The organism is Pseudobacteroides sp. (assembly GCF_036567765.1).
In the GTDB taxonomy this organism is placed as follows: domain Bacteria; phylum Bacillota; class Clostridia; order Acetivibrionales; family DSM-2933; genus Pseudobacteroides.
Genome location: NZ_DATCTU010000074.1, coordinates 85423 through 101338 on the forward strand (window position 1 = coordinate 85423; position 15916 = coordinate 101338).

The 15916-nt window shown below is 37.2% G+C and carries 11 protein-coding genes and 1 tRNA gene; 7 read left to right on the forward strand and 5 right to left on the reverse strand.

Annotated elements, in window-relative coordinates; translation table 11 throughout:
* Positions 1–24 precede the first annotated feature (24 nt).
* The 3 genes from VIO64_RS10980 to VIO64_RS10990 all read left to right on the forward strand — a co-directional run bounded on the left by VIO64_RS10980 (position 25) and on the right by VIO64_RS10990 (position 2533).
* A complete protein-coding gene (locus tag VIO64_RS10980; protein WP_331918069.1) occupies positions 25–750 on the forward strand; it encodes an ABC transporter ATP-binding protein in 726 nt (241 codons plus the stop codon).
* On the forward strand, positions 747–1793 hold the full coding sequence (locus VIO64_RS10985) for an ABC transporter permease (protein WP_331918071.1): 1047 nt from the start codon (positions 747–749) through the stop codon (positions 1791–1793). Before VIO64_RS10980 ends, VIO64_RS10985 begins: the two co-directional genes overlap by 4 nt.
* A gap of 86 nt (positions 1794–1879) precedes the next feature.
* Positions 1880–2533 (forward strand): TetR/AcrR family transcriptional regulator, encoded by a 654-nt coding sequence (locus VIO64_RS10990; RefSeq protein ID WP_331918073.1) that lies wholly within the window; start codon positions 1880–1882, stop codon positions 2531–2533.
* A 46-nt stretch (positions 2534–2579) separates the two neighbouring features.
* On the opposite strand, the gene VIO64_RS10995 is transcribed toward VIO64_RS10990, so the two are convergent.
* A complete protein-coding gene (locus tag VIO64_RS10995) occupies positions 2580–4022 on the reverse strand; it encodes a triacylglycerol lipase (protein ID WP_331918075.1) in 1443 nt (480 codons plus the stop codon).
* A 609-nt stretch (positions 4023–4631) separates the two neighbouring features.
* On the opposite strand from VIO64_RS10995, the gene hpf reads away from it, so the two are divergent.
* Entirely contained in the window at positions 4632–5162 is a 531-nt protein-coding gene (gene hpf / locus VIO64_RS11000; protein WP_331918077.1) for a ribosome hibernation-promoting factor, HPF/YfiA family, read from the forward strand.
* 211 nt (positions 5163–5373) lie between these two features.
* Positions 5374–7860, forward strand: coding sequence for an ATP-dependent helicase (locus VIO64_RS11005; protein WP_331918079.1), 2487 nt, complete (start codon positions 5374–5376; stop codon positions 7858–7860).
* Positions 7861–7963: 103 nt separating this feature from the next.
* Here VIO64_RS11005 and VIO64_RS11010 read toward each other — a convergent pair whose 3' ends face one another.
* From VIO64_RS11010 to VIO64_RS11025, 4 genes are all read right to left on the reverse strand, one after another.
* Complete coding sequence (locus VIO64_RS11010; protein WP_331918081.1) at positions 7964–8503, reverse strand: hypothetical protein; 540 nt, start codon at positions 8501–8503, stop codon at positions 7964–7966.
* Positions 8504–8571: 68 nt separating this feature from the next.
* Entirely contained in the window at positions 8572–9195 is a 624-nt protein-coding gene (locus VIO64_RS11015) for an HAD-IA family hydrolase (protein WP_331918083.1), read from the reverse strand.
* Positions 9196–9390: 195 nt separating this feature from the next.
* Positions 9391–12243: a phosphodiester glycosidase family protein gene (locus tag VIO64_RS11020; RefSeq protein WP_331918085.1), complete on the reverse strand. Its 2853-nt coding sequence runs from the start codon at positions 12241–12243 to the stop codon at positions 9391–9393.
* Between the two features lie 17 nt (positions 12244–12260).
* A complete protein-coding gene (locus VIO64_RS11025) occupies positions 12261–12923 on the reverse strand; it encodes a tRNA 2-thiocytidine biosynthesis TtcA family protein (protein WP_331918113.1) in 663 nt (220 codons plus the stop codon).
* Between the two features lie 455 nt (positions 12924–13378).
* On the opposite strand from VIO64_RS11025, the gene VIO64_RS11030 reads away from it, so the two are divergent.
* A tRNA-Pro gene (locus tag VIO64_RS11030) sits at positions 13379–13451 on the forward strand.
* Between the two features lie 206 nt (positions 13452–13657).
* On the forward strand, positions 13658–15910 hold the full coding sequence (locus tag VIO64_RS11035) for a copper amine oxidase N-terminal domain-containing protein (protein WP_331918087.1): 2253 nt from the start codon (positions 13658–13660) through the stop codon (positions 15908–15910).
* Positions 15911–15916 lie beyond the last annotated feature (6 nt).

Genomic DNA, 15916 nt, shown 5'->3' on the forward strand with positions numbered 1-15916 from the left:
CTTTTATTATAAGGAGGAGCTCTTATGGATCCTGTAGTGACGTTAGACAGCATAAGCAAAAGTTATAGCAAAAGAATGGTACTTGATAATGTAAGCCTAAGCATTGAAAACGGACAGATCTACGGACTCATCGGTCCTTCAGGTGCAGGCAAAACCACCCTTGTAAAAATCATGGTGGGCATGGAAAAGACTGATGTAGGAACTGCTCATGTGCTGGATAGAAAGATGCCCAATCTTGAAGTTATGCAGAATATCGGTTATATGGCCCAATCAGATGCACTTTACTCAGAACTTACCGGTGAGGAAAACCTCAAGTTTTTCGCTTCCCTCTTCAAAATAAACAAGTCCGATCAGAAAAAGCGTATAGCTTATGTAGCAGAACTTGCAAATCTCACAGATCACTTAAAGAAAAAGGTTTCAGCTTATTCAGGCGGAATGAAACGCCGTCTGTCTCTTGGTATAGCCTTGATTCAAAACCCCAGTGTGCTTATACTTGATGAACCTACAGTGGGCATTGATCCTGAATTGAGGCTTGGAATATGGAATGAGCTGTATAGATTAAAGAACAGTGAAGGAAAAACTATTATTATAACAACCCATGTTATGGATGAAGCTTTAAAATGTGATGTACTGGCAATGATAAGAGATGGAAAGGTGCTTACCAAGGGCACCCCAAAAGCTCTGATGGAGTCCTATAATGTTATCAATTTGGAAGATGTATTCATAAAGGCAGGAGGTAAACTTTCATGAGAACACGGGCCTTAATAAAAAGAATAATTCTTCAAATGCTTCGTGACAAGAGAACACTGGCACTGCTTTTTATAGCTCCGCTTCTGATACTTACGCTTATGAACTTCTTATTTACCGAAAACGATACCCCCCATAAGTTAGGGGTAGTAAGCATAGATAAAAAAATCGTCTCAGCATTGGAAGGCAGCAGTATAACAATAAAAGAATTTAAATCGGCATCATATGAGACAGTTGAAAAAGAAGGTCTTGACGGGCTGCTTCAGAATAATGACGGAAAGTTTACGCTTATTCTTTTAAATAATGATCCTGCAAGCTCTAAAGCTCTTCTAATGAAGGTTAATCAGGCAACCTCCTTGGGTATTCAGCCAAAGACCGGTTCCATAAGCTTACAAGTTACTCCGCCTTCCATTGAAACACAATATATATACGGGAGCAGTGAAACAACTTTCTTTGATATACTTATATCCATACTGATAGGCTTTTTCGTCTTCTTCTTTGTTTTTCTCATATCAGGCATAGGCTTACTCAGGGAAAGAACAACCGGCACATTGGAGCGGTTGATGTCAACCCCTATAAAAAGGCCTGAAGTACTAACAGGATACTTAGCAGGGTACGGCATATTTGCTGTTATACAAACTGTCGTTGTTGTGGTGTTCGCCATCAATGTTCTTGAGGTAACTTTGGCAGGATCAATCTGGAATGTTATGCTCATAAGCCTGATGCTGGCTTTGACGGCTCTGTCCCTCGGCATTCTTCTTTCAACCTTTGCGTCATCAGAGTTTCAAATGATTCAGTTCATACCTATTGTTATAATTCCTCAGGTATTCTTCTCAGGCATTATTCCTGTTGATGGTATGGCAAATTGGCTTCAGGCTTTGGCCAAATTTATGCCTCTTTACTATGGTGCCGATGCATTAAAGGGTATTATGTATAAGGGATGGGGCATAGGCGATATCTATAAGGATTTGTTAATACTTGCATTGTTTATATTTGCATTTGTAATACTTAACATAATAGTTTTAAGAAAATACAGGAAGCATTGATTTTTATGCCGTTTGATACACAAAGAGAATTATTATATATATAATCTATTAAGGTATGATTAAAACTGCCAAAGGAAATGATTTTAATGTCTTCTGATAATATACTGGATAAAATATTTGAAAAATCAAAACTCTCAAGCAAGGAAACTACAAAACAACAAAAGATTGTAGAGGTTGCTATCAAAATGTTTGCCGAAAAGGGCTATTCCAACACTTCCACCAGTGAGATAGCAAAAGCCGCAGGAGTAGCTGAAGGAACCATATTCCGGCATTATGGAACCAAGGAAAATCTTCTGATGTGTGTAATTATGCCTTTTTTGAAGGATTTAATCCCTGTAATAGCCAAAGAATTTGTTGATGATATAAGTAAAAGTGCTGACAGCTTTGAGGTTTTCATAAGAGCAGTTGTAAAAAACAGATTTGAATTTATAGATAAAAATCAGGATATATTTCGAATTGTTATAAAGGAGTTTCTGTACAATGATGTTCTTAACAAGGAATTCCTTCCAGTCGTTGGCAAATACTTATTTGATTTTATAAACTCTACAATCAATAAGTTTAAAGCAAGCGGTGAAATAATTGATTTACCCAATCCTGTTATAATCCGCATGATTCTGACATCAATGTTCGGTTATTTCACTATGAGGTTTGTATTTCTCAAGGAGTATAACATAAAGGGCGTGGATGAGGAAATTGAATTTTTAGTTCGCTCTATAAGCAGGGGGTTAAAATCCCCCTAATACTAACATCACCTAATATCACCTGATTCTAATACCCGCTGCTCTCCTAATATCCCCTTCCCTTAAGATCTGCCACTATTTCAATATATTTTTCCCTTACATCAAAGCCCTTATATGAGTCTTTGCGAAGGTCAATTATGTCACCATGAGATATACCCCTGCTATACCTGTTTTTAAGGATTCCCCTGAATTCTCCCCATTGGGCTGACTCAACCTCCACCAGTCCGTCATTATCTCCTCCTAATATTCTCAGGATTAAATAAGGGATGGTGAGTACATAATCGCTGAACAAATTATTCATAGCAACTGCATAGCTTTGATAAAAGACTTTCTCGGAGTCCTTAATTTCTTCATTGAACTTCTTGCAGTAGTGGGTGGAGATCTGCCTGGTAGACGTAAAGAAGTCTGGGTTTTTATCCCCTATAAGCCTGAAATACTTGTCTATTATTTTTCCTGCACCCTGGTGGAACCACTTTGGCAGCCAGTAAATAAAATCAATTATCTTTGAGCCTTGGTTTGGAACTGCAATAAGGGTAAGGGAAGCTACATAGTCTTCCATTTCCAGCTTGCTGATCATGTAACGGGCATCAATTCCTCCCTTTGAGTGTGCAATAATATTTACCTTTTCACACCCTGTTTCACTCATTACCTCCAATATTTTGTTCTTAATATCCTGAGCATTATACTCAACAGTGCCAAAAGCCTCCTGGTTTCCATAATACACCTTTGCTCCGTTTTTCATGAGTTCCTTAGGAATCCTTCCCCAGTAATTTACGTATTTATAATCCTTAAATCCAATGCCATGAATCATAACAAGTGGATATTTTGTGCTGCATACTTGAGACTCAATCCTCATGTTATGCTTTACCACCCTGTAACACTCATGCTCAAACTCCGATTTAGCTGCACTGCAGGCATAAAGCATTACAGGAATATTTACAACGGGGATGAGCATAGTTGATATGGCAATAGTTTTCTCTATTATGTTGATTCTTTTTGAAGCAGCTAAAATGCGAAACATTCCGTTTATGTACAATAAAATAACACTTAGCACTGTGATTACAGTATCCGCTATAAATATATGTTTTGGAATTTCAAATGAATTAAGGGCATTAAACATAACCAAATAAAAAACAATTTGAGTACAGCCTGTATATAAACTATATAAAACAAGCCGTCTACCTCCTAATAAAATCCGGACCCTTAACTCTTCTATTTGTTTTTTGGTATATGGAAAAGCATTTACTTTTAAAAAAATATATGTGGATAAAGTTAAAATACTCATAACCAAGGTATTCTCAATAAAACCGTAATCTAATTTTCTTAAAAGCATGGTATTAACCAGGTAAACAATTATGGATACATGGGGCAAAGCAATAAGAAAAATAACCATAAGGCCCTTATTGGTTATTTTTATTCTATTGCAAAGATCCATAAATATTAAAGCCGCCAACAGGAATGGTAAAATATAAAAAATAATTAAAGGCATATTGATTATCCCGCCAAATATAAGATTATTACCACTTCTTTCAATTTCTATAAGCAGTGTTAATTATATTATAAAATAACTATGCTTTAATTCGCAATATTTATGGAATTTTTATCCCCCACTTATCCACAGGTAAAACAAGCCTGTTTAAGTTATTCACAGATTTATTCACATTATCCACAGTTTTTTCGTATATTAAACAAATGTTTTGTGGGTTAAAACGCGTCAGATCCACCATATATTGGCAAACCCCTAACCCCTACAGGACATGCATTATAGGCTTGTCACAAAAAAGTCAAGTACCATTTGAAGGTTGGATTATATTACCATGGTGAAAATGTGGATAACTTTTATTAACATCCCCAAATTTACATAACCCAAATTTATTTTCAGGTTCGAAGTATTACAAGAAGGATTTATTCAGTAAATGTAGAATATAAATATATATCTAAATTTGACAATAAGATTATTACAGCAAAAGGAGGAATCGCAAAATTCATTTAATTTTCCGTTTAAATTCATTCCAATTTGGTAAATCTATATTAATATCAAATAAAACATTTATTGTAGAAATGCCATATATTGCAATATGAAAGGGGCTGCATATTTATGAAATTTATAATAAGCGGTAAAAATATTGAAGTTACTGGTGCCTTAAAGGAAATGGTTACTAAAAAAATCGGAAGACTTGAAAAGTTTTTCCACCCCAATACAGAAGTTCATGCTACAATGAGTGTTGAAAAAATGAGGCATATTCTTGAAGTTACCATATCCTCAAACGGTCTTATTTTGAGGGCTGAAGAATCAACCGGCGATATGTATACTTCAATCGATAAAGTTGTTGATGTAATAGAAAGGCAAATAGTTAAAAATAAAACAAGACTTGAAAAGAAGCTTAAAGCTGAAGCCATTAAAGCTGAAAATGTTCCTTCTTTCTCTGAGGTTGAGGAAGAAAATGACTTCAGGGTAGTCCGCTCCAAAAAATTCGCTATAAAGCCTATGGCACTTGAAGAAGCTATCCTGCAAATGAACCTTTTGGGTCATGAGTTCTTTATGTTTTCAAATGCGGATACCAAAGAAGTTAATGTTGTTTATAGGAGAAAAGATGGAAACTACGGCTTGATTGAGCCTGATTTTTAGACAAGCATTTAATTTCAATCAATTATAATAAAATTTATAATAAATCACTCAAAAGTAAGAGCCGCATTTCGATGCGGCTTTTTAATTTCACAGGAAATTAACCACGTGATTTATTCCTTTAAGTAGGGATAAATCTATGCTATACTAAATTGGTTACACTTTTATATGAAAAGTGATATTATAAATTGATTTATTGTGAAGGTGATAAAAAATGATATCCGGTGAAAATAGCATAAAGGAATTCATATCCTTAAGAGATAAACTTATCCAGTCCCAATACAATTTTTTGAACGAAAGGCAGAGGGAAGCCGTTTATACTATAAACGGTCCTGTTCTCATTTTAGCTGGTGCCGGTTCTGGAAAGACCACTGTTCTTGTCAATAGAATCGCACATATGATTAGATTTGGGGATTCGTACAAAAGCACGCACATACCTGCATACGCTGAAAATGCTGATATGGACATGCTTAGAAGCATAGCGGAGAGTCTGCCTACAAACAAAAAGGCAGAGCTTTCAGAGGATGCCGTTAGGGTGTTAAGAGGCCGTACTGTACATCCTGCAAGCATTTTGGCTATTACATTTACCAATAAAGCTGCAAAGGAAATGAAGGAGAGGATCGGAAGGCTCATGGGCTCCATGTGTGAAGGCATGTGGATAGGAACCTTTCACTCAACCTGTGTCAAAATACTAAGGCGATACATTGACAGGTTGGGTTTCGACAACAGCTTTGTTATCTATGATACATCTGACCAGGTGACTGTAATAAAGGATTGCTTGAAGGAACTAAACCTCAATGAAAAAAACTTCCCCCCTAAAGGCATGCTTGATGCCATAGGAAGGGCAAAGGATGAGCTGATTGACACCAGAACCTACAGCAAAATGTATCAGGCAGACTATAGAATGAACAAGATAGCCTCGATATACGAGCTATATCAGAAAAAGCTGCAGCAAAACAATGCTCTTGACTTTGATGACATTATAATTTTGACAATAAAGCTTTTGATAGAACATGAGGATGTTCTTGATTACTACCAGAAAAAATTCAGATATATTCTCGTGGATGAATACCAGGACACCAATACTGCACAATACACCCTTATAAGCCTTTTGGCACAGACCAATAGAAACCTCTGCGTTGTTGGTGACGATGACCAATCAATTTACGGTTGGAGAGGGGCAAACATAAGAAATATACTTGACTTTGAAAAGGAGTTTAAGGACTGTAAAACCATTAAACTGGAGCAAAATTACAGGTCAACCCAGCTTATACTTGATGCAGCAAATAATGTTATAAAGAATAATACTGGAAGAAAGAACAAAAGCCTGTGGACAGAAACCCTTGAAGGGCCCAAGATTCAGTATTATCAGGGTTCAAACGAGTATATGGAGGCCGGTTTTGTAGCATCTGAAATTAAAAGGCTTAGTGCAATGGAAAATGTCAGCTATAAAGACTTTGCCATCCTCTACAGGGTCAATGCTCAATCACGTATCATAGAAGAAATGCTTATGCGGGAGTCTATCCCTTACAGGATTTTTGGAGGCTTGAGGTTCTATGACAGGAAAGAAATAAAGGACATAATCGCATACCTGAGGGTTATTCAAAACCCCTCAGACAACATTAGCCTTAAGAGGATCATCAATGTTCCAAAAAGAGGTATTGGCAACACCACAGTTGATACTGCAGAAGGCGTAGCAAACCAGAGGGGCTGCAGTATTTTCAGTGTAATCGATTCTGCAGCCGGTGTACCTGAGCTCCAGAGGGCTACCTCCAAGCTTGAGGTTTTTGTCAGCCTCATTAATAAATTCAGGATTATGAAGGGCGAACTGCCTGTTTCAAAGCTTATTGAAGAAGTAATAAAGCAGTCGGGTATTATGGAGGAGCTAAAGGCTGAGAATACGGTTGAAGCCCAGACAAGGCTTGAAAACATACAGGAGCTTATCTCAGGTGCCATAGAGTTTGAGGAACGAGAAGAGGACAAGAGCCTTGGAGCCTATCTAGCAGGTATTTCCCTTGTTGCAGATATTGATAAGCTTGAAGAGGAGCAAAATAATGTTGTACTTATGACTCTTCACAGTGCAAAAGGCCTTGAATTCCCAGCAGTTTTCCTTGTAGGAATGGAAGAAGGAATATTCCCAGGCTACCGTGCCGTAACTGATGAAAGTGAGCTTGAAGAAGAACGAAGACTTTGCTATGTTGGAATAACCAGATCCAAAAAATGGCTTTACATGACAAGCACTTTAAGCCGTACCTTATTTGGAAATACCACATACAATAAAGCCTCTAGGTTTTTAAACGAAATACCTGCGGAGCTTATTGAAGGCTATGGAAGGCCATCGGCCAGATCGGCTTCAAGTTTCTCCAGCAGCGTCACCACCTCAGGGAACTCAGGTTTCCCAAGGCAGGCTAACGGCATGCAAAAGGATTCAGGCTTTCCAAGGCAAATAAACAGTGTCCAAAAGGATACTATTTCCAGCCTGAACAGGACCTACAATCCTGCATCAGTAAGTTCCCCAAAACCAGCAGGTATCAAGTCTGCCTTTAATGTCGGAGACAAGGTGGAGCACAAAAAGTTTGGTATAGGTATTATTACATCGGTAGAAAAGGAGAATGATGATTTCAAACTGGAAATACACTTTAAGGGCTCTGGAATGAAAAGACTAATGGCAGCTTTTGCCAACCTCACAAAGATAGGGTAGAAATTGTGGTGCAGTATACACCATAATTTTCTGGATATTAAAAAGTGGCTTCGCTTCAATAAAAGCAAAGTCACTTTTTTAAGTTAAACGCTTTATTTCAATATCATTTTCCACTGCCTGAAAGCTTCTTAAGCTCCGCAATCCAGCTGTCTGCAGTATTTTTATACATTGGGCTCGTTTGTCCTACAATGGTAAACTCATTTATAGCCTGATCGTACTTTTTCATATCGGTATAAATAAGTCCCAGCAAATAATGACCGTCAGCAGAGCTTATATTTAGTACCTTATTGGCGTAATCTATAGCAGTACCGAAATTTTTCTGATAGCTCTCAATTATCCCCATCTCCCAATATACACTGACCTTGGTTCCCTGAGCAATATTCATGTCTAATAGCTCATTACCAATACTTTTTGCTTCAGTCCACTTCTGCTCATCTATAAACTTTTCCATCTGACCTAATTTTTCATCTACCACTGCTTTATCCACAGCAGATTTTTCATGCAAGCTTAGCACTCCTACAACTATTGCAACAGCAACAATTATTACAAATACAACGCCTGCTAAAACCTTAAGCAGTAATCTGGCCCTTTTTGCATCTGCTTTTTCCGAATGGGACCTCATACCATTTGTACCTTTTGTCATAATATACCTCTTCCCCGCTTTTAGTCATGATCAAAAAAATAACTTCCACTATAGTTTTTATACATGCCTTAAGATAAAATATCTAGTATTTCTTTTGGAGTGCTTACTAAGAAATCAGGATTATGGGACCTTAACGCATCATGTATGTCAAACCCCCAGGTTACAGCAATTATTTTTACAAAAGACTTTTTACAAGCATGGATATCTCTCACTTCGTCACCCACATACAAGGTTTCATCCTTATCAAGTCTGCGTTTACTGATATATCTTGATATGGAAACATCTTTGCCAAAAAGGCCCTTTGCAGAATAAATATCGTCAAAAACGCTTATCCCTTTGTTTTTGAAGTATTCTTTGATTGTGCTCTCCGCATTGGAAGAAATTATGCTTAGGTTAATATTTTTTTCCTTTAATTTGTAGAGAACTTCCTCAATCCCGTCAATCAATCCTATGGCATTTAAGTGGCTTTTATACCGTTTAAGTACACCAGCCATAAGGAGTTGAATTTTGTAAATGGGTATCTTTAAATATTTTGCTCTATCCCTATAAGGCAGACCGCTTATGTAATCCAACTCTTGCTCATTTATAATTCTGAATTTGTTTTTTTCTGCAATTTCATTATATAAATTCATAACAAGTTCTTTTGTATTTACAATAGTGCCGTCAAAATCAAAGATAATATTTTTTACCATAAAACTGCCACCCTATTAATTGATTTATCACTTTTAATATGAAATAGTAATTTTCAACATAGCAATATTATACAATAAGTATCCATATCAAAGCAAATGATATCTGCTATATTTGGATCATGACTATAAAAAAAGACAAGGCCCCTCTTTTGGAGTTCACCTTGTCCAATAATATATATTTACAAAAATTGATTGTTATACTGATGGCTTGAATTCGTAGCTAACATCCTTGCCGTTAACTGTAATCAGTAGGTATTTTACTTTGGAGGCCGCATTTGATGAGTTTAATCCTGCCAAATCATATCCTGTTGTTGAAAAATATTTTACGCCATCTTCCATTATAGTTGAGTTCGAGCCGTTTTTATATATGACCCAAACATTCTTTCCCTTTGTTTTATGGTATTCCGAAAGCATATCCATAAATAGATTGCCCTCTAATTTGTCGGAAAAATTCCTCGGTGAATCAGACATGAATATAAATAAATTGTCGCCTGAATAGGAGCTAAGTTTATCCATAAACCATTTCCACTGCCCGGGATCACTCTTTCTAAGCCCGTTTTTTGATGTATCCAGTTGTATGAGCCTGCTGCCTTTATAGTCCACAGACTTGTAATTCTTGCTTGTTGATATTGTCTGAACCTTTATATTGGATGTCAGCTTATGAGTACCATTTCCTAAAATAACCGCCATATCTGACATATCCTTGCTTATTGATTGGGTAAACCTCTGAGTCACCAGCTTTTGAAGTATGTTTTTAGGTTCTGCTGATTGTCCAAATACACTTATTCTGAAGGAATTGGCAGTCTTTTTAAATGCCACGGTCTTTTGTTGAGGATCTTTATACTCAGTATCTGCAGGTATGTTTACCTGATCAAGCGAAGGGTAGAAAGATGATACTAGGGTAAGATCATCAAAATACACGCTGCCTGAGTCGGGCACAGGGTTTACCTGAGCAAGATATATTTTTGTAAGACGAGCCGGCATCTTGACACTTTGAAGGGATGCTTCAAGGTACTTCCAGCCATCCCAGTTCAAATCCTTAGTAAATTCTATTATCTGTTTACTGCCCACTGAGTCATACAGTTCAGCCCTCAGCCAGTTTGGTGCAGAGTGGGTGTTATATACCCAAATACCTAGCTTTTCACCCTGTTCCAATTTCATGCCCTGATCGGGCAATACCATATAAGCAGCTCTTGTACCCTCTGTGACTGAGAAATCATATGTCAGCTTACCTGAATATAAACCGGTTTTAGCGTACTCATTAGAAGCTTCATAGGAGCCTGAAAGCCCTGCCGGGCTTGACATGAACGTTCCGTTAAACTGTTCAAAGCCGTCAATCACTTTACTATGGCTTACAGCAACCGCTACGCCGCAGTATGCATGGGCGTTTCCAACAGAAGCATCTATATAGCCTGCTCCTTGAGCCTGAGCAGTAAATGTGCCTCCGTTAAAGCTTCCAATGTCGCCATTAACAGACCATTTAACATCAGCCGGATTAATTGCTGATGTAAACCCATCCTTGTCTATGCCTGTAACGGTAAATGTTTTGGTTCCGTTTAGAGGCAACTTTATAGTGTCGGTATTTAAATCAATCTCTACAGGATTTCCCAGTACGTCAATCTCAAGGACAGAACTGATCTCACCTACCGTAGCTTTTATGACAGCCTTGCCTGATGACTTGGGGTAAAATGTGTTGCCCACGAAATCCCCCTTTACCCCCGAAACACTATAGGTAACTTGGTTAGGATCCACCGAAATAGGATTTAGATACCTGTCAAAGCCTTTCACACTAAAACTTCTGGATGTATTTACAAATACATTTTTGTCTGAAGTATCAGTAGTATCAATTACTAATCCTTCAAGCTCAGCCGGCGGAGCAACGGAAAACACTCCCAACCCGGCAGCTATATTCCTTTGTGCACCGTCGGAAGGACTGTTAATCAACGACACCTTTGTATCTCCCTGATGACGTGCTACCATGGTTGTAGATCCGCCGCCATCAAAATTTATTGCGTTATATGCTCCAAGTTCAAGCATAAGTTTGGCTAATTCAGTCTGATCCATACCAACCCCAAGGTTTTGTCTTCCATCTAAAGCAACCATAATGAGCTGTTTTCCGTCTTTTGTAGAGCCCACAGCCGTTCTTGGACTTTTACCTGCCATATTTATCGAAAACTTGGAGGGTATCTTTCCATCCTTTAACAAAATTGCACTTCCTGTCATGGAAACCGCTATTGAGCTCCAGTCAGGTGTTGTGTTAATTGACAGCTTCACTTCATCCCCTACTTGGAAATTATTTGTTATTTTAGGTCCATTAGCTGCTGTAGTGACTATAACATATCCGTTTTCAGGAATTTCTACAGCCGGCTGTGCAAAACGCATTTCGGCTATCCTGCCCTCATCAACTACAACCTCAAACATTTCGGGATATTTTTCCGATGCTCCTATGGATGTTTTTCCCCATCGCCTGTCCAGCACGATTATATCCTTATGGCCTGTTCTGCTTGGCTTGTTGAACTGTGCTACATCTATGAGCTTTCCATTAGGTGCCGCCAGCTTGATATTAGTTTTCCAGTAATCAAAGAATACCTTATTGGCATTGTTTATGGAAATAGAGCCCATGTTGTCACCGGTGCTGTTATACCCTGACTGAGCACTTACCACCTTGCCGGATTCAATTATAGTACCATCGGGATAACCGCCTCCCGCTTCTCCCGTCCAGTTAAAAAAGCTTGAATTTATTGCGGCAACTGCCCCTCTTGTCTCAGCAAGAGTTTTCAGCGGTGCAAGCTTCATAATTGAATCTGTGTTTGTCAAAGAATCTATCTTGATATTTGGATTGCCCAAATCAATTCTCAATACATTAATGGTCTGCCAACCATCGGCAGTAAACTTCGTAATCTTCTCTAAAGTGGCTCCCGATGTTATTTTTTCTTTTACTGTTTTTTGGTAAATAACAGTCGGCTCTGCAGAAACGTAATTCACAGGTACGAGAAGTAAAACAGCTATTGCTGTGTAAATTGCTACAATTTCTCTTATGTAATTCATCTTGATTCCACTCCTTTTCATTCTTTCCAACCATCAATGCCGGATCTCTTAATAGCACCGAAAATATTGGATTTGATATCCCTTTTCTCCTTTGTCATTTCTTTCAGCATTGTTTTAATGTCCTGCCTCTTGGTATAGCCATCAATATGGCAGGGGCTTTTTACTATGGTAAGTCCATACTCCTTTACAAATGCCCTCACTTCCTTTTCCTCTGTGTAGATTAGTGGTCTTATCATGTAAAGATCCTTTCGGTCAAGGTATGTTACAGGCGAAAATGTGTGTAAACGTCCTTCATAAAAAGTACTTAACAATAAAGTTTCAATTGCATCATCTCTATGATGTGCAAGTGCAATTTTGTTGCATCCAAGTGCTTTTGTAATGTTGTGAAGGGCCCCTCTTCTCATGTTCGCACAAAGAGAACAGGGATTTTTCTCCTTCCTCTCTTCAAATATTATTTTGCCTATAACAGTCTCTTCCACAGTATAGTTTACCCCAATATTTCTGCATAATTCCCTCACAGGGGTCAGGTCAAAGTCACCGATTCCCATGGTAATAGTGATTGCTTCCAAGTGAAACTTTTCAGGATAAAACTCCTGAAGCTGCCTTAAGGCAACAAGCAGTGTCAAGCTGTCCTTGCCGCCCGATACACCTACCGCTATTCTATCACCTTCCCTTATCATGTTATAATCCTGTATTGCCCTTCTTACCTGCCCAAAAACCCTTTTAATATAAAACACCTCTTTAAATAGATAATTCATTTTTAAATAGTTAATTCATTGCAATAAGGCATATTCAGAAGCCTTAACCGCATTTGCTAATATAAGCTCTTTATGAAACATATATACTAATCATATAGGGGTTAGAATCCCCCTCTATATTATAAGTCATCAGGTAGTACGGTTCAATTACGGTTATATTACGGTTATATTACATTTTAATCTGCATGTAAAAATTAATATAAAATAAGTGTATCAATTTTCTGCACTAACAATAGGATTTTCATTACGAAAAAGCTAGAAATATCTCGCGTCACACAGCATTATCAAGAATAACAATCATAAATTGACATAATGACTATATTCAGCTGTTGAAATAAGGCCAGTGATGTAGTAAAATTCTTTTTGTCGCCTGACGACGGGGTGTAGCGCAGTTGGTAGCGCGCTTGGTTTGGGACCAAGATGCCGGGGGTTCAAGTCCTCTCACCCCGATTAGTTATATTCAAGTTGACGTATGAAAAGAGATAGGAGCTATGCCCTATCTCTTTTTTGTGTGACTGACTAATGAGAGACATTTCCTTATACCACTTTGTTTTAAGGGAGATGTACAAAACTCAACAGATGATAATTTGACGAATCCGTGAGAATTCGTTTTCTAAAATAAAATAATTAAACATAAAAAATGGAGGCGAACTGCTTTGAAGCTAAAAAGAAGAATATTAATACTGACAATTATTTTTACATTATTATTAAGTAGCACAGCACATGGGGCCATTACATTTAAGAACATTGGAAATCCATATGGGACTGTTAATGCTCTGGCATATGTTAACAATCATTTGATTTGCTTCTGCGAAAATGGAATGATCCTGACCTCAGGTGATGAAGGAATGTCATTAAAGACTCATCAATTTGGGCAATATGATGATTATCGAAATTTTGCAATTTATAAGAATACTGTCATAGGATATAATCAGAGATATGGCAAAAACATTGCAGTATCTTCTGATAGTCTGAATTGGTCTGCATTCAACATGTCGGAAAATATAGCTCTTATTACATCAGGTGCAGATGGATTCATTCTGATTACAAAGTCTGGAAAACTCTACACCTCAAAAACTGGTATGGAAAATACCTGGAAGTTACAATATACAGTTATCTTACCTGATGATACACGAAATATCTATTATTTGGATAAAACAGATGCTTATGTAGTGGTAGCCTATCATAATCTATATACAACGAAGGATTTTAAAAATTACGTTCCCATAACCCTTTCTGATAAAGATGTAACACTTACGAGTGCTACCATCACTGATCAGTTCATTTACATAATAAACGAGAATACTTCATCAGTTCAAGTTTTTGATTATAACTTAAATCTTAAGGATACCTATCCACAATTATTTGTGAACGATATGAAGATTTACCCTGTAAGCCTTTATAATAATGCTGGAAAGGTAGGGTATATAACCTCAAACAAAGGAGTTTATAGAGGCGATAAGGTAGAAAACTCATACTTAGTTGATCAAAACGGAGCAATCGTTGTTGATACAGGAACGATCCTTGGTGCTTATCTTGGCAATAGCGTTGTAATCAATAATAAAGTTTTTATAGGAGACCCTGAAAGTGGCTTGGTGCGTGTTGATTTGGCAACGAAGAAAACGGACTTGTTATTTAGTTCTACAAAATATCCAACGACTTTACAGTACATTAACGATAAAATTATATTAAATAATGGAGAGCAATTATATACATTGAATTCAAATCTTCAAAAAGAGGTTATTATTGATTTTAATTCATCTATATTAGGGTCTCACTATATCGGCCTATATAAAAATGGTGAAACTTATACAATAGAATATGAAGATGGACGAAGATTTACATCAAGTGATCTCAAATCATGGACAGCCATTCAACATGCACATGCTTTTGGATTTAAAAAGGTCATTAATTTCAATAACCATCTCATGTATACTCGTGCGGGTAACATTTTTGTTGACTATAATGGCAGTGGCGATGATTTTCGTATGGCATTAAACACAAAGGATATATACTTTGAAAAACTATTATTAGATAGTAAGTCCGCATTAGTTTTTTTGGAAACTAATTTTGCTGAGGGTGACATAACATATACTGATAGCATTATATTCAATAACAATGCTTATTTCGCAGCAAGAAATGGTAAAGTAACAGTTGTTGATAAAAATCTGAATTGTAAGAGATATGATTTTGAAAGTACAAATTTATATGATGTACAAATGAAGGTTATTAATAATAAACTTTTCATAGTTGCGGATGGAGTGATTTATACCTCTTCGGATGGAGAAAAGTGGACAAAACTAAAATCCAATGGATTAGGTCGGGCAAAAGATATTACATATGGAAAAGGAACCTACGTCATTGTTGGTCATTCAGGATCTATTATGGAATCAACAGATCTAGTTAACTGGAAAAAAATCGATTCAGGTTATAAGTGCCAATTTGAGCAGGTTATGTTTGATGAGGAGAAATTTATTATTGTCTCATCAGAAGGTATCATTCTTGTTTCAACAAGTATCACTGCAGAACAAACATCACAACAAAGAACACAACAGTCTGCTATTCATGTTACGGTTAATGGTTCTCCTGTCCTTTTCCCTGATGTAACACCATTCTTGGATAAAAATAATCGTACACAAGTCCCAGTTCGCTTTGTTGCGGAAGCACTTGGTGGTAGTGTTAAGTGGATTAGCAACACCCAAACAGTTGTTATTGAGAAAAATGGTGATACTATATTATTCAAGATCAATGAAAATGCCTATAGTATTAATGGAAAAAAAGTATCAGTCGATTCATCGTCAACACTAAAAGGTAGCCGTACTTTTGTACCCCTGCGTTTTGTTAGCGAAGCACTTGGTGCCACTGTTAAATGGAACGCAGCCACAAATACTGTTGAGATATCAAAATAGAAAATA

What these genes read in the sequence shown, in the direction of transcription:
- VIO64_RS11015 (WP_331918083.1), bottom strand. Translation starts at nt 9,195, where the DNA reads ATGGTAAAAAATATTATCTTTGATTTTGACGGCACTATTGTAAATACA.
- VIO64_RS10985 (WP_331918071.1), top strand. Translation starts at nt 747, where the DNA reads ATGAGAACACGGGCCTTAATAAAAAGAATAATTCTTCAAATGCTTCGT.
- VIO64_RS11010 (WP_331918081.1), bottom strand. Translation starts at nt 8,503, where the DNA reads ATGACAAAAGGTACAAATGGTATGAGGTCCCATTCGGAAAAAGCAGAT.
- VIO64_RS10995 (WP_331918075.1), bottom strand. Translation starts at nt 4,022, where the DNA reads ATGCCTTTAATTATTTTTTATATTTTACCATTCCTGTTGGCGGCTTTA.
- VIO64_RS11020 (WP_331918085.1), bottom strand. Translation starts at nt 12,243, where the DNA reads ATGAATTACATAAGAGAAATTGTAGCAATTTACACAGCAATAGCTGTT.
- VIO64_RS10990 (WP_331918073.1), top strand. Translation starts at nt 1,880, where the DNA reads ATGTCTTCTGATAATATACTGGATAAAATATTTGAAAAATCAAAACTC.
- hpf (WP_331918077.1), top strand. Translation starts at nt 4,632, where the DNA reads ATGAAATTTATAATAAGCGGTAAAAATATTGAAGTTACTGGTGCCTTA.
- VIO64_RS10980 (WP_331918069.1), top strand. Translation starts at nt 25, where the DNA reads ATGGATCCTGTAGTGACGTTAGACAGCATAAGCAAAAGTTATAGCAAA.
- VIO64_RS11005 (WP_331918079.1), top strand. Translation starts at nt 5,374, where the DNA reads ATGATATCCGGTGAAAATAGCATAAAGGAATTCATATCCTTAAGAGAT.
- VIO64_RS11025 (WP_331918113.1), bottom strand. Translation starts at nt 12,923, where the DNA reads ATGATAAGGGAAGGTGATAGAATAGCGGTAGGTGTATCGGGCGGCAAG.